The organism is Sphingopyxis sp. 113P3, assembly GCF_001278035.1.
Classification (GTDB): domain Bacteria; phylum Pseudomonadota; class Alphaproteobacteria; order Sphingomonadales; family Sphingomonadaceae; genus Sphingopyxis.
Genome location: NZ_CP009452.1, coordinates 1,438,640 through 1,451,521 on the forward strand (window position 1 = coordinate 1,438,640; position 12,882 = coordinate 1,451,521).

The 12,882-nt window shown below is 65.2% G+C and carries 14 protein-coding genes and 1 other RNA gene; 12 read left to right on the forward strand and 3 right to left on the reverse strand.

All coding sequences use genetic code 11. The features are described 5' to 3' along the window. Positions 1-80: 80 nt before the first annotated feature. From LH20_RS06875 to LH20_RS23730, 9 genes are all read left to right on the forward strand, one after another. A complete protein-coding gene (locus LH20_RS06875; protein WP_144423545.1) occupies positions 81-791 on the forward strand; it encodes a histidine phosphotransferase family protein in 711 nt (236 codons plus the stop codon). Then, on the forward strand, positions 776-3,160 hold the full coding sequence (locus LH20_RS06880) for a chemotaxis protein CheA (protein WP_053553571.1): 2,385 nt from the start codon (positions 776-778) through the stop codon (positions 3,158-3,160). The genes LH20_RS06875 and LH20_RS06880 overlap by 16 nt, the downstream gene beginning before the upstream one ends. After that, on the forward strand, positions 3,157-3,594 hold the full coding sequence (locus tag LH20_RS06885; protein ID WP_053553572.1) for a chemotaxis protein CheW: 438 nt from the start codon (positions 3,157-3,159) through the stop codon (positions 3,592-3,594). The genes LH20_RS06880 and LH20_RS06885 overlap by 4 nt, the downstream gene beginning before the upstream one ends. 76 nt (positions 3,595-3,670) lie before the next feature. Beyond that, entirely contained in the window at positions 3,671-4,045 is a 375-nt protein-coding gene (locus LH20_RS06890) for a response regulator (protein WP_053553573.1), read from the forward strand. Between the two features lie 8 nt (positions 4,046-4,053). Next, positions 4,054-5,166, forward strand: coding sequence for a chemotaxis-specific protein-glutamate methyltransferase CheB (gene cheB, locus LH20_RS06895; protein ID WP_053553574.1), 1,113 nt, complete (start codon positions 4,054-4,056; stop codon positions 5,164-5,166). Further along, positions 5,163-6,014 carry a CheR family methyltransferase gene (locus LH20_RS06900; protein ID WP_053553575.1) on the forward strand — a complete coding sequence of 284 codons (852 nt, stop codon included), beginning with the start codon at positions 5,163-5,165 and terminating at the stop codon, positions 6,012-6,014. Before cheB ends, LH20_RS06900 begins: the two co-directional genes overlap by 4 nt. A 76-nt stretch (positions 6,015-6,090) precedes the next feature. After that, positions 6,091-6,780: an N-acetylmuramoyl-L-alanine amidase gene (locus LH20_RS06905; RefSeq protein WP_053556143.1), complete on the forward strand. Its 690-nt coding sequence runs from the start codon at positions 6,091-6,093 to the stop codon at positions 6,778-6,780. A gap of 50 nt (positions 6,781-6,830) precedes the next feature. Next, an RNA gene (rnpB, locus tag LH20_RS21435) (RNase P RNA component class A) lies at positions 6,831-7,225 on the forward strand. A gap of 72 nt (positions 7,226-7,297) precedes the next feature. After that, a complete protein-coding gene (locus LH20_RS23730) occupies positions 7,298-7,453 on the forward strand; it encodes a hypothetical protein (RefSeq protein ID WP_200905445.1) in 156 nt (51 codons plus the stop codon). A 10-nt stretch (positions 7,454-7,463) separates the two neighbouring features. Here LH20_RS23730 and LH20_RS06910 read toward each other — a convergent pair whose 3' ends face one another. The 3 genes from LH20_RS06910 to LH20_RS06920 all read right to left on the reverse strand — a co-directional run bounded on the left by LH20_RS06910 (position 7,464) and on the right by LH20_RS06920 (position 10,707). Next, positions 7,464-8,111: a hypothetical protein gene (locus LH20_RS06910; protein ID WP_053553576.1), complete on the reverse strand. Its 648-nt coding sequence runs from the start codon at positions 8,109-8,111 to the stop codon at positions 7,464-7,466. 82 nt (positions 8,112-8,193) lie between these two features. Further along, the gene (gene greB, locus LH20_RS06915; RefSeq protein ID WP_053553577.1) at positions 8,194-8,676 is read right to left on the reverse strand and encodes a transcription elongation factor GreB; all 483 of its coding nucleotides are present in this window, start codon (positions 8,674-8,676) and stop codon (positions 8,194-8,196) included. Between the two features lie 6 nt (positions 8,677-8,682). Further along, a complete protein-coding gene (locus LH20_RS06920; protein WP_235527144.1) occupies positions 8,683-10,707 on the reverse strand; it encodes a transglycosylase SLT domain-containing protein in 2,025 nt (674 codons plus the stop codon). A 110-nt stretch (positions 10,708-10,817) separates the two neighbouring features. Between LH20_RS06920 and dapA the strand changes: the two genes are divergently transcribed. The 3 genes from dapA to LH20_RS06935 are packed head-to-tail and all read left to right on the forward strand — an operon-like array spanning position 10,818 to position 12,813. Next, positions 10,818-11,693 carry a 4-hydroxy-tetrahydrodipicolinate synthase gene (dapA, locus tag LH20_RS06925; RefSeq protein WP_053553578.1) on the forward strand — a complete coding sequence of 292 codons (876 nt, stop codon included), beginning with the start codon at positions 10,818-10,820 and terminating at the stop codon, positions 11,691-11,693. Positions 11,694-11,701: 8 nt separating this feature from the next. Beyond that, a complete protein-coding gene (gene smpB, locus LH20_RS06930; RefSeq protein WP_053553579.1) occupies positions 11,702-12,187 on the forward strand; it encodes an SsrA-binding protein SmpB in 486 nt (161 codons plus the stop codon). Then, positions 12,184-12,813, forward strand: a complete 630-nt coding sequence (locus tag LH20_RS06935; RefSeq protein ID WP_083455335.1) for a DUF2062 domain-containing protein — start codon at positions 12,184-12,186, stop codon at positions 12,811-12,813. Before smpB ends, LH20_RS06935 begins: the two co-directional genes overlap by 4 nt. The last annotated feature ends 69 nt before the right edge of the window (positions 12,814-12,882 follow it).

Here is a 12,882-nt window from a genome sequence, read left to right on the forward strand (position 1 = left end):
CCTTGCTCTCGTGCCCGCGCTTGCCCTAGGGACCGGCAGGCCGGAAAAATCCGGATCTGCGCTGGGGAGCCATTTCATCCATGACCGACGATCGCGTCGATTTCGCGTCCATGCTGGCCTCGCGGCTTTGCCATGACCTGCTGAGCCCGGTGGGGGCCTTCGCCAACGGGCTCGAACTGCTCGCCGACGAAAAGGACCCCGACATGCGCGCGCGCTGCTTCGAGCTTCTCGAACAGAGCGCGCGGACATCGGCGGCCAAGCTGAAATTCTTCCGACTTGCCTTCGGTTCGGCAGGCGGTTTTGGCGAGGCGGTGCCGCCCGCTGAAGCGAGGTCGGCGATCGAGGGGATCATGGCCGATCGGCCGATCACCCTCAATTGGATGATCAGCGACGAGCCGCTGCCCAAGCCTGCGGTCAAGATCATCCTCAACCTCGCGTTGATTCTCGTCGACGCGCTGGTGCGCGGCGGCCGGCTCGACATAGGCTGCGAGAAGCAGGCAGACGGCATCGAGATCGCACTCCATGCCGAGGCCGAACGCATCCTCGTCGACAAGGATGTCGAGCGCATCCTCGCGGAAGGCGAGAGCGCCGGCGCGATGACCTCGCGCACGGCGCCTGCGGTGCTGGTGCAGGCCGTCGCGGCGCAGAATGGCGGCACGGTTATGCTCGCGCGCGAGACGCCGACATCGCTCCTTGTCGGCGCCGTACTGCGCGGACGCGGGTTAACCATTGTTCGGCATGGTCGCGCCTCGATTTTGGGCGCACCGGAACCGCAATGGACGATCTGCTGAACGACTTTCTGGCTGAAACCGCCGAAATTCTCGCCGAGGCGGGCGGTGCGCTCGTTGCGTGGGAGGCCGATCCCGGAGACCGTGAGCGGCTCGATGCCATTTTTCGCCTCGTCCACACGATCAAGGGCAGCTCGGGATTCCTGTCGTTGCCGCGCGTCACTGCGCTTGCGCATGCGGCCGAGGACGCGCTCGATCAGGTGCGGCGCGGCAATCGGCCTGCTGACGCGGCGCTCGTCACCGGGGTTCTCGGGGTCATCGATCGCCTGACCCAATTGTGCGGCGCGCTTGGCACCGGCGACGGCGAACCCGCGGGCGATGACGGCGAAGTGATCGAGGCGCTCGCGTTTGCCGCCGATGAGACTGCATCGCCCGAACCGGTCGAAATCCAGCTGCGCCGCGAAGACGATCTGGCTGCCGAACTGCAGGCGTGGCGCTCGATCAGAGTTCCGCTGCCGCTGCTCGACAGCGTGATGACAGGGGTCACCGACATCGTGCTCGCGCGCAATGAATTTGCCCGCATGCTGCGTGAATCGGGGGCTGACCCCCGCCTGATCGCCTCGTTCGACCGCCTCTCCGATTCGATCGCCGGGATGCGCCAGTCAGTCAGCCAGATGCGCATGCAACGGATCGACAAATTGTTCGCGCCGCTCCCGCGCATCGTCCGCGATCTCGCGCAGGAGCTCGGGAAAAAGGTGAAGTTCGTCGCAAGCGGCGGCGAGGTCGAGCTCGACCGCGAGATGATGGAGAATATCCGCGATCCGCTGATTCACATCGTCCGCAACGCGGTCGATCACGGCATCGAACCGCTCGACCAGCGCGTCGCGGCCGGGAAGGGCGTGATCGCAACGCTTTCGGTCTCCGCGCGTCAGTCGGGCAACCAGATCGAGATCGAGGTGCGCGACGATGGGCGCGGCCTCTCGCCCGATGCGCTTGTCGCCAAGGCCATCGCGGCGCGAATTGTCACCGCCACCGAGGCCCGTGCGCTCAGCGTGAAGGACAAGCTCGAACTGATCTTCCGCCCAGGCTTTTCGACCGCGGCCAAGATAACCTCGATCTCGGGGCGCGGCGTCGGCATGGACATCGTCAAGGCGAACCTCGAGAAAATCGGCGGGGTCGTCGAGCTGCGCAACGACGAAGGGCGCGGGCTCGCGATCGTCCTGCGGGTCCCGATGACGCTTACCATCATCTCGGGGCTGATGGTGCGCGCAGCAGGTCAATATTTCGCCATTCCGCGAGGCGCTGTCCGCGAAATCCTGCTCGAAAGCAGCGACAGCGCGCGCATCGATCGCGTCGGCGGGGGCGAACTCGCGACGGTACGCGGCGAGCAATTCCCGCTGCTGAGGCTCGAAGAGATATTGGGTCTCAAGCCAGGGGCGGACGAAGATGCCGAGGATCGCGCGATCGTGATCGTGCGGCCGGGACAGGGACAAAGCTATGCATTGAGCGTCGCGGCGATCCACGATCATGAGGAACTTGTGATCAAGCCCGCCGCGCCGCTGATCATGGCGACCGGGCTTTATGCGGGCACGACCTTGCCCGACAATGGCCGGCCAGTCCTGCTGCTCGACGTGCAAGGACTGCTCGCGGCTGCGGGGATCGACGCTTCCGAGGCCGGGCGCAGCCATGACGAAGCGGAGGAAGTGGAGGCCGAAGCGGTCGCGGCGCGCAAGGCTGCGCAGCTTCTTCTGTTCCGCGACACGGGGGGGCGCGTCCGCGGCGTTCGCCTCTCGGTCATCGAGCGCGTCGAGGAGGTTCCCGCGCTGGCGCTCTTTGAAAGCGCAGGAACGGTGCACGCGCAGATCGGCGACGAGATCTTCCCCGTTCATGCCGGGCGGCTCCCCGAAGGCGCCGGTATGCTGAAGCTGCTTCGTCTTCACGATGGGCAGCGGGTGCTCTGTTATCCGATCGAGGCCGTGATCGACATTGTGCGGCTTCCCGATATCGTCCAGCCCGCGGCGGTCCCGGGGCTGATCGCGGGCGTCACCCTCGTCGGGGGCGAACCGGTTGAACTCCTCGATCCCTTCTGGCTGATGGAGCAATATGCGCTCGGCGAGGCCGCCGCGGGCCCGAGCCAGCCGCTGTGCCAGCTAGCCGGCGATGCGGACGGCTGGGGTGAAAATTTCCTGGCGCCGATCCTGCGCGGCGCGGGCTACCGGGTCGCCTCGGCGGACGATGCCCTCGCTGGGGGAGCGCCTGACGTGCTCTTGTCGCTTTCGGACGAGGAGGGTCCAGTCGCCGACGGTGTGCCGGTGATCCGCCTGCGGGCAGCGGTTGCGGCCGCCGGGCCCGACGATGAATCGGTTTATCGTTACGATCGTCAGGCGCTTCTTGAAGCGCTGCGCGTCCGGATCGGGGGAGGCCGTTCATGATGGAAAAACTCTATCTCATCGCGCGAATCGCGGACACCCGTGTCGCGCTGCGCAGCCGCGCGATCCATTCGGTGGTGACGGTCGGAACCCCGGTTGAAGTGCCCGCGGCCCCGCCGCATGTCGCGGGGCTCTTTGCCCTGCGCAGCCGCGTTTTCACATTGATCGACCCGCATGTCGTTGTCGGGCTTGCACCGGTGACGGCGGTCGAGGGGCAGCGGGTGATCGTCGTCGATGTCGCCGACCATGGCTATGCACTGCTCGCCGACGCGATCGAGGATGTCTGCTTCATCGATGCGCCCGAGACGCGCGTCACGGGAAAGCTGCTTCCCGGCTGGGCGCGCGTGGCCGATGCGATGATCGAACATGAGGGCGCGTCGCTGCTCGTTGTCGATCCCGCCCATTTCGTCACGCTGCCCGTTGCGAGCGCGGCATGACATTCTTTTTATTAACGGGCTGGACACCCCTTCGCGTTAGCAAGGTGCGCTACCCCGGGGGCGGAGGAATATGAGAATGTCGAAATCCTGTCTGGTCGTCGATGACAGCAAAGTGATTCGCAAGGTCGCGCGTCATATCCTTGAAAGCATGGCGTTCGCCGTCGAGGAGGCGGCCGACGGGCAGGAGGCGCTGACTTTCTGCCGTGCGAACCGTCCCGATGTGATCCTGCTCGACTGGAACATGCCGGTGATGAGCGGGATGGAATTTCTGGGGGCGTTCAACGATCTCGATTTCGGGCATGACGAGCGGCCGCGCGTCGTTTTCTGCACGACCGAGAATAGCATCGATCATATTCGCGCGGCGATCGAGGCCGGCGCGGACGAATATGTGATGAAGCCGTTCGATCGCGAGACGCTCGAAGGAAAATTGCAGCTGGTCGGCGTCGCCTGAGGACCAAAGTGAGCCAGCCACAGCTCGACCTTTCCAGCCGCGAGGCGGCACCCTTGCCCTCGGCGCGCACCGTGCGTGTGATGCTCGTCGATGACAGCCTGGTCGTGCGCAGCATTCTGGAACGGATCGTCGATCAGCGGCCGCAGCTCAAGATTTGCGCCTCGGTTGCATCGGCGCAGGACGCCCTTGCCTATCTTGCGAGGGAACCCGTCGATGTTATCGTGCTCGACGTCGAAATGCCGGGGATGAACGGCCTTGACGCGCTGCCGCACCTCCTTGAGCGCGCGCAGGGCGCGCGGATTCTCATTCTGTCCTCCAATTGCGACGAGGGGGGCCCCGCCGCGATCGACGCACTCGCGCTCGGCGCGAGCGACACGCTCGCCAAACCGGGGCGAGGGAGCTTTTCAGGTCGCTTTGCCGACGTGCTGACCGAGCGGATCGTCACGCTCGGGCAGCAGCCTCCCGCAGGGCCCGTCATCCCGCGGCCGCAGCAAATGCCGGCGCCGCCGGTGCCTGTGATGGCGCTCGACACCGATCAGCCGCTTGAATGCATCGCCGTCGCCGCCTCGACCGGGGGGATTCCGGCCTTTGCAAATTTCATCGCGCACCTTGATCGCCGCATCACGGCGCCAATCCTTCTGACCCAGCATCTGCCCGATGCTTTCATGGAATTTTACGCGCGCCAGATCGCGACGATGACCCAGCGCCGGGTGCGCGTCGCGGCAGCGGGCATGATTGTCGAGCGCGGGCATGTCTATCTCGCTCCGGGCAACGCGCATCTTGTCGTGGTCGCGAACGGCCGCCGCCGCGAAATCGCGCTCGATCGTCACCCGAGCGAAAATGGGTGCTGCCCCTCGGCCGATCCGATGTTCGCCTCGGTCGCCGAGGTATACGGGAAGCGCGGCGTTGGCATCGTCCTGAGCGGCATGGGACGCGACGGCGCGAATGGCGCCGCACGGCTCAAGGCTGCAGGCGGAACAATCTTCGCGCAGGCGCCCGAAAGCTGCGTGATCTGGGGTATGCCAGGCGCGGTGAGCAAGACGGGAATCGCTGCAGCTACGCTCAACCCCGATGCGATCGCGCTGATGCTTGGCAGTTTCCTTCCAGGACACAAGCCATGATGGGGAGCGCGAGCGAGTCGGCCTACCGCGTGCTGATGGGCGTTCTTGAATCGCGCACCGGGCAAACCTTGTCACCAAACCGGATCTGGCGGATCGAAATGTCATTGAAGCCGGTGATGCAGCGTCACGGGATCGCCGACCTTGATGCGCTCGTCGCCGCGCTCGTCACCTCGACAAGCCGTCACCTGCTCGACGACACGGTCGATGCAATGCTCAATAACGAGACATTTTTCTATCGCGAACATAGCGTGTTCGACGATATTGCTACCAAGGCGCTCGAACATGTTCGCGAGGTCAATTCGCTGACGCGCCGGCTTACCATCTGGCATTGCGGGGTCTCGACGGGACAGGAAGCCTATTCGATGGCGATGCTGCTCGCGGAGCAGGCCGAGCGCTGGGCGGGGTGGCAGATCCAGATCGTCGGGACCGATGTCAGCTACCATGCGATTTCGCGCGCGCGCGTCGGGATCTATTCCCAGTTCGAAATCCAGCGTGGCCTTCCCGTGCAGCGCATGGTGCGCTGGTTCGATCAGACCGAGGCGGGTTGGCTCGCAAAGGCGGATCTTCGGCGCCGCATTGATTTTTCCGTGCAGAACATGCTCGTCGACCGGCCGCCGCTCGCGCATCATGCCGATCTGATTTTCTGCCGCAACCTGCTCCTTTATTTTGCAGCGCCCATGCGTCTCAAGGCCTTTGCCCGGCTGCGCGCGGTCGCGGCGCCGCAGAGCTTCCTCGTCCTGGGAGCGGGGGAAACGGTTCTGGGACAAACCGACCAGTTTGTCGCCAGTCCGCGCCTGCGCGGCCTTTACGAGCCCGCCGACCAGCAGGTGCGCCGCGTCGCCGCCTGACGAAGCGCGAACCTTGCAATTTGACCCCCACTGGCGCAAGCGGCAACAGGGTGGCAGCAAGCGGGCAGCGATGGGCATGAACGATTTTATCGAACGCTGGTCTCCGAATTTCGACGAGCGCTCGCTGCCAATCTCGATGATCGTCCTTCATTATACCGGCATGAAAACCGGAGCCGAAGCCATTGATCGGCTTGCTGATCCTCAATCGAAGGTGTCGGCGCATTATGTCGTCAGCGAGGACGGGCAGATCACGCTCATGGTCCCCGAGGCAAAGCGCGCGTGGCACGCTGGCAGGTCGCACTGGCGCGGGATCAGCGACGTGAACTCGGCAAGTATCGGCATCGAGATCGTCAATCCGGGCCACGAATGGGGCTATGTGCCCTTTCCTGAAGAGCAGGTCGCCTCGGTCGTCCGGCTGGTCCATCTGATCAAGGATCGCCATGCGATTACTCGCGGCAATGTCGTGGGGCACTCGGACATCGCCCCGGCGCGCAAACAGGATCCGGGCGAGCTTTTTCCCTGGGAGGAGCTTGCCCGGCGCCGGCTGGCGCTCCCGCGTCCGACCAAGAAGCTCACCGATCCCTTGTGGACCGACGCCGGCTTTCTCCTCGCGCTCGAGCGCTTCGGCTATGACGTGACCGACGGTTTTGCCGCGACAGTTGCCTTCCAGCGGCGCTTCCGTCCCGAACTGATCGACGGGACGATCGACGGCGAATGCCGCGCGATTTTGCTCGCTCTCCTGCTTCCCCAGCCCGAAGGGGATTGAGGGTCAGCACACCCTCGCAAATTTTCGCGCTCATGCTATATTGCCCTGCGCCAGAGGGTCGGGCGATCGCCGCTTCGCGCAAGCGAGGGGGAGGAAAGTCCGGGCTCCACGGAAACCACGGTGCCGGATAACGTCCGGCGGACCCGCCTTCGGGCGGGTTCAGGGAAAGTGCCACAGAGAAGAGACCGCCCAAGGCTTCGGCCCGGCGAAAGGTGAAAGGGTGCGGTAAGAGCGCACCGCGCGGACGGTAACGGACGCGGCACGGCAAACCCCACCGGGAGCAAGGTCGAATAGGGATGGCAAGGGGTTTAGTCCCAGGGCTGGTTCCGGCCCCGCCGTCCGGGTTGACTGCTTGAGCGTTCGGGTAACCGTTCGCCTAGAGGAATGATCGCCCATCCCCTCAAGAAGGGGTGGACAGAACCCGGCTTACAGACCCTCTGGCGCATCTCTCCCCGCCGCTGCAGGCGGAACCGCTTGGCGACGCGGCGCGTTTCGATTGCAAGAAAGGGAGACAAATATGCGAGTCGTCGAAGACCATGTCGAAGTCACCGACGAAGAGGCCTCGAGCGGGGTCAAAGGCCACAATGTCCGCTATGTCCTTGCGATATCGCTGACGGCGGTGGTGATCGTGCTTTCGGCGATCTGGATCATTCCCGCTTTGCTGCGGACATGATCTGCTGACATTAGCCGGTTGACGGTACCATCGCTGCGAGCTCGGATTCAGCGTCGGGCGTCGATTCCATGTCGACGACGGCGATCGGCCGCCGTACGCGTTTGGTCCCGGCTTCCCGATAGGCCGTTTCATCGCCGCTTCGCGTGAGCTCCAGCCTCGCGGTGACTAGGTCGCCGGTGAGTAGGTTCCAGCTCATTTTCGCGCCGTCATGCGCGAACGTGCGGCTGTAAAGCCGCGCATCGAGGCCAATCAGGCGCATCCGCGTCGCAGCAGCGTCGCCGCGAAAGCGATATGTGGCGGCGAGCGCCGTCGTTCCGCCGGTGAGGTCCCTTATCACGAGCACGTCCTTGCTCACCGAGAGATCGGCCGGACCAAGGCGTTCGGATGGCAAGGCAAAGCTCCCCGCGGGAACATGATGCAGGTCCGCCCCTTTGCGAAGCGCGAAGTGGACGTGGACGGTGCGGCCATCGGGACCCGCCGCAATCCAGGCGGTATCGATCTCGCCATCACCGTTGAAATCCCCATTTATCCGCGCCTCAACCTCTTCGCCCACTTTCAGTTTCGCGGCAATCTCGGCATCGCTGGAGCGCGAGGCGGATCCCGCCGCTGCGCTGCACACCAGCATGGCGGCGGCCGGAAAAGCCAGCAGAAAACGCATTGTCCCCCTCCCTCGCGGCCCATGGCAAGCGTCCTTCTTATAGCGCCGCATCGCCCCCGGCTGTGACGATGATCACAGGAGGTCAGGGATAGGCGATCGAGAGGATTTCCCATTCCTTGGGACCGGCGGGCAATTGGACGGTACGCAGCTCGCCCACCGCTGCGCCGCGCAGGGCGCGCGCAAGGGGGCTGTTCCAGCCGATCCGGCCGGCCCCCGCGTCGGCCTCGTCATCGCCGACCAGCGTCACGGTCCTCCGCATGTCGTCTTCGTCGGCCAGTTCAACGCGTGCGCCGAACCAGATGCGGCTCCTGTCAGGCTGCGCTGCCGGGTCGACGACCCGCGCCGCTTTCATTCGCCGCGCAAGGAAGGCGAGCCGCCGGTCGATCTCGCGCAAGCGCTTGCGCCCATAGATATAATCGCCGTTTTCGCTGCGATCGCCGTTGCCCGCCGCCCAGCTGATGACTTCGACCAGCTTCGGGCGTTCCTCGCCGAGCAGCGCATCATATTCGGCGCGCAGCGCGGCATATCCCGCAGGCGAGATGATATTTGTCCTTTCCCCCGCCACCAACGCTTAGCCCGGCGTCGACTTGCCAAGGTAGAAGCTGAGCGGTGCTTTGGGCTGCGTGCCGCCGCCCTCGCGCAGCGTGTCATAGACCACGGCATTTTCAAGCACGCGCTGCACATAGTTGCGCGTCTCGAAAATCGGGATCGCCTCGATCCAGTCGACGATGCTGATCGCGCCGCTGCGCGGATCGCCGTTGGCGCGCAGCCATTTGTTCACATTGCCCGGCCCCGCATTATAGGCCGCGACGGCGAGCGGATAGCTGCCGCCGAAATAGCGGAGCATCTGCTGGAAGTAGGTCGAGCCCAGGGTCATGTTGTAATTGGTGTCGGTGGTCAGCGACCCCGCGTCATAGCTAAGGCCGAGCTTGCCCGCCACTTCGCGCGCCGTGCCGGGCATCAGCTGCATCATGCCGCGCGCACCGGCATGACTGATCGCTGCCCGATCGAACTGGCTTTCCTGCCGGGTGATCGCATGGATGAACGTCCAGTTGCTTTCGTGCCCTGCGGGAACCCGTACGGTCGGAAAGCCCGAAACCTCGACCGCGTCGAGGCTGTTCGCCTGCGCGCTGCGGCCGATCATCACGCCAAGGTCGGGCCGCCCGATCTGCGACGCGAGCTGGCCTGCGAGGACATGATCGGCCGGCGAGGTCGCTTTTTGCGCAAGGGCGCGAAGGAAGAGCGACTGTTCGCGCCAGGCTCCGATCTCGCCGAGCGCGCGGGCTGCGCGAACAAGGCGGTCATCCTCGAACGCGGCCTTTTCGGCCGGCGAGACCTGGATGCTCGGAGTGGGCGCCGGACGCGGCTGCGGGCGGCCGAGGCGTTCGAGCGCGAGCTGGCCATAAAATTGATCATAATGCTGCGCCGCGTCTGCAAAATAGGCATTGGCGGTCTCGGTGTCGCCTGCCGCAAGCGCTGCGCGCCCGGCCCAGTAATAGCCCTTCGTGCGCGTCTGCGCGGAACGGGCCGCATCGCCATAGGCGCGGTAGAGGCGCACCGCCTCGGCGGGGCGATTGAGATGCTTGAATGCGAGCTCGCCTGCAAGCCAGGCGAGCGACGTGTAGTCGTCGCGCACGCCGAGCGGCTGTTCGCGGATCACCGCGCCCGCGGGCAGAGCGTCGTCGATCTGCTTCGCGATGCGGTAGGCGGTCGCCTTGTCGCCCCCCGCGCTCGCGAGGCGAGCATTGGTCAGCAAGGTCTCCAGCCATTCTTCCGCGTCGAGCGGTGCGCTCGCAAGCGCGCGCGGACCGGCCAGAAGAGCCCGCGCTTCCCCGTCGCGGCCCGAGCGGCGAAGCCATGTGGCCTTGGCGGTGATATAGCCGGGGTCGGTGCGAAGGATCGACGGGTTCGCCGCCTCGACCGCCGAGGCCTGCAACGCCGCGTCGACCGCGCCGCTGCGCATTGCGAGGCGCGCGGAATAGACCGCCCGCCTGTTCGGCGAGGTATAGGCAAGCTGGCGCGCTGCAGCGCCGGTGTCGTTCGACCAGAGCAATCGCTCCATCCGTGCGTCATGATCGGCTGTCGTCAGCGCGCCCGGGAAAAAGGTCAGCACGCGGTTGACCTCGTCCTGTGTGAGCGAGCCGCCACTCCAGGCGCGGCGTACGGCAGCATTGGCCTCCTCGCGGCGCCCCGAAGCGTTGAGCGCGAGCGCCATGCGCAGCTCCCCGCTCGGCGTCTTGGGCGGAAAGGCCTGGAAATAGGCAAGGGTTCGCGCCGGGTCGAAGCTGTCGATCGCGATCGCCTTTTCGGCGCGTACGCGCATCTTGTCAGCGTCGGGCCAGCCGCGGTTCGCCATCAGGAAGCGCGACAACCGGTCAAAGGAGGCATTGCTGTCCTGGGTCAGGCGGCGCCATTCGAGCACCGCATCGCCGACCGAATTGGTGGTGGTTGGCGGGCTCGCAGACACCGACGCGAGCCCCATCTGCGCGCGATACCAGTTCATCTGCTCCGGCGTCAGTTCGCCTGCGCAGGCGACACCGGGGATGAAGAGGGCGGCCGTGATGGCGAGGCGGGAAATCGAGGACAGATAGGACATGCCCGGCATGATAGTGGCAAACTCCTTGCAGCGCGCTGAATAGGCGTTCATTAGGCGGCGCGCCGATCGTTTTGTAACGGGTGCGGCCTGATTTTGTAAAGGAGCGGTGCATGTTTTCGGGGTCGATTCCCGCCTTGGTAACGCCATTTCGAGATGGGGCGTTCGATGCGCCTGCGTTCAAACGGCTGATCGACTGGCAGATCGATGCGGGAACGAGCGCACTGGTGCCTTGCGGCACGACGGGCGAGAGCCCGACACTGGGCTTTGACGAGCATTACCGGGTGATCGATTGCTGCATCGAAGCGGCGGCGGGGCGCGTCCCGGTGATCGCCGGCTGCGGATCGAACGATACCGCGACCGCGATCCGCCACATGCGCCACGCACAGGCCGCGGGCGCCGACGCGGCGCTCGTCGTTGCGCCTTATTACAACCGGCCGACGCAGGAGGGGCTTCTCGCGCATTTCAAGGCGCTCGCCGAAGCAACTGACCTTCCGATCGTGGTCTATAATGTTCCCGGGCGCACGGTGACCGACATCAGCGCCGAGACGATGTGCACGCTTAGCGAGATCCCCAACATCGTCGCAGTCAAGGATGCGAGCGGCGAGCTTGCCCGCGTGACCATCCACCGCGCCAAGGCAAGAGAGGGGTTCTGCCAGCTCAGCGGCAACGACGATCTCTGGCTGCCGCACGCGGTGATGGGCGGGGCCGGCTGCATCTCGGTCACCGCCAATGTCGCGCCGCGGCTCTGCGCCGACTTCGCCGCAGCGTGCGGCGCGGGCGACTGGGCGCGCGCGCTGACACTCCACGACAGGCTGTTTACGCTGCACAAGGCGATGTTCTCCGACGCCTCGCCGGCGCCCGTCAAATATGCGCTGTCGCGCGTGCACGATTGGTTCGATCCTGAAGTGCGCCTCCCCATCATCCCCGCGTCACCCGCCGCGCGCGCCGAGGTCGACGCCGCGCTCGCAGCGGCCGGAGTTCTCTAGGTTTTCCGATGGCCCGTCCGCAGTCCGCCGCCGAATTCGACAAGAAGAAGGTCGTTGCCGAGAACCGGCGCGCGCGCTTCGACTATTCCATCGAGCAGGTGTTCGAGGCGGGAATCGCGCTGCAAGGCACCGAGGTCAAGTCGCTGCGCTTTGGTGAGGGTACGATCGCGGAAAGCTATGCCGAGGTGACGGGCGGGGAGGTGTGGCTGATCAACGCCAACATTCCCGAGTTCAGCCACGGCAACCGCTTCAACCATGAGCCGCGGCGGCCGCGCAAGCTTCTTCTCAACGGGCGGGAGATCAACAAGCTGCATGCAGGCGTGATGCGGCAGGGCATGACGCTCGTGCCCTTGTCGGTCTATTTCAACAGTCGCGGCCGCGCCAAGGTCGAACTCGCGCTCGCCAAGGGCAAGAAGGCGCACGACAAGCGCGAATCGATCAAGGAACGCGACTGGAAGCGCGACAAGCAAAGATTGATGAAGGAGCGCGGATGAGCGGCAACGCACCTCGCGACCCCAAGGTCCGCGACAAGGCGGCGGTGATGAACTGGATCCGCCGCAATTCTCCGACGCGCGAGGAATTGCTGGCGAGCCGCTTCGTGAGGCCGTTCGCGCATCGCGTGGCGCACAGCCATTTGTGGCGGTTCACGCGCACGTCGGTGCCGCGCGGAACCGCACTCGGCCTTTTTGTAGGCATCTTTTTTCTGATCCCCGGCGTGCAGATATTGGGCGTCGCGCTGCTCGCCTTGCCCTTTCGAGCCAATATCCCGATCGGCGCTGCGATGACCTTCTTGTCGAACCCGGTGACGACACCGTTCATCATCGCCGCATCGGTGTGGCTTGGCGATCGCATGTTCGGGCTCCACGCCAATGTCGCGACCTTCTCGGTTATGATCGAGGAGGGGGCGACGGCTGCGCAATGGCTGCGCTGGCTCTTGTCGGACGCCGCGCCCGCGCTGATAGCAGGCCTCTTCGTGATTTCGGCCGTGTCGGCCGCTGTCGGCTACGTGCTCGCGACGCTGATCTGGGACAATTGGATCCGGCTTCGCTGGCGGCGCAAGCTGGCGCTGGCACGCGACAAACGACTTGAGGCGTCGACGAGCGACACGCGGGCCGGTTGAACCGCCCCTCGGCCGGGCTATAGCTATCGCATCATCAGCCCGCACCGCGCGTCCGCGCGGTGCGATCCT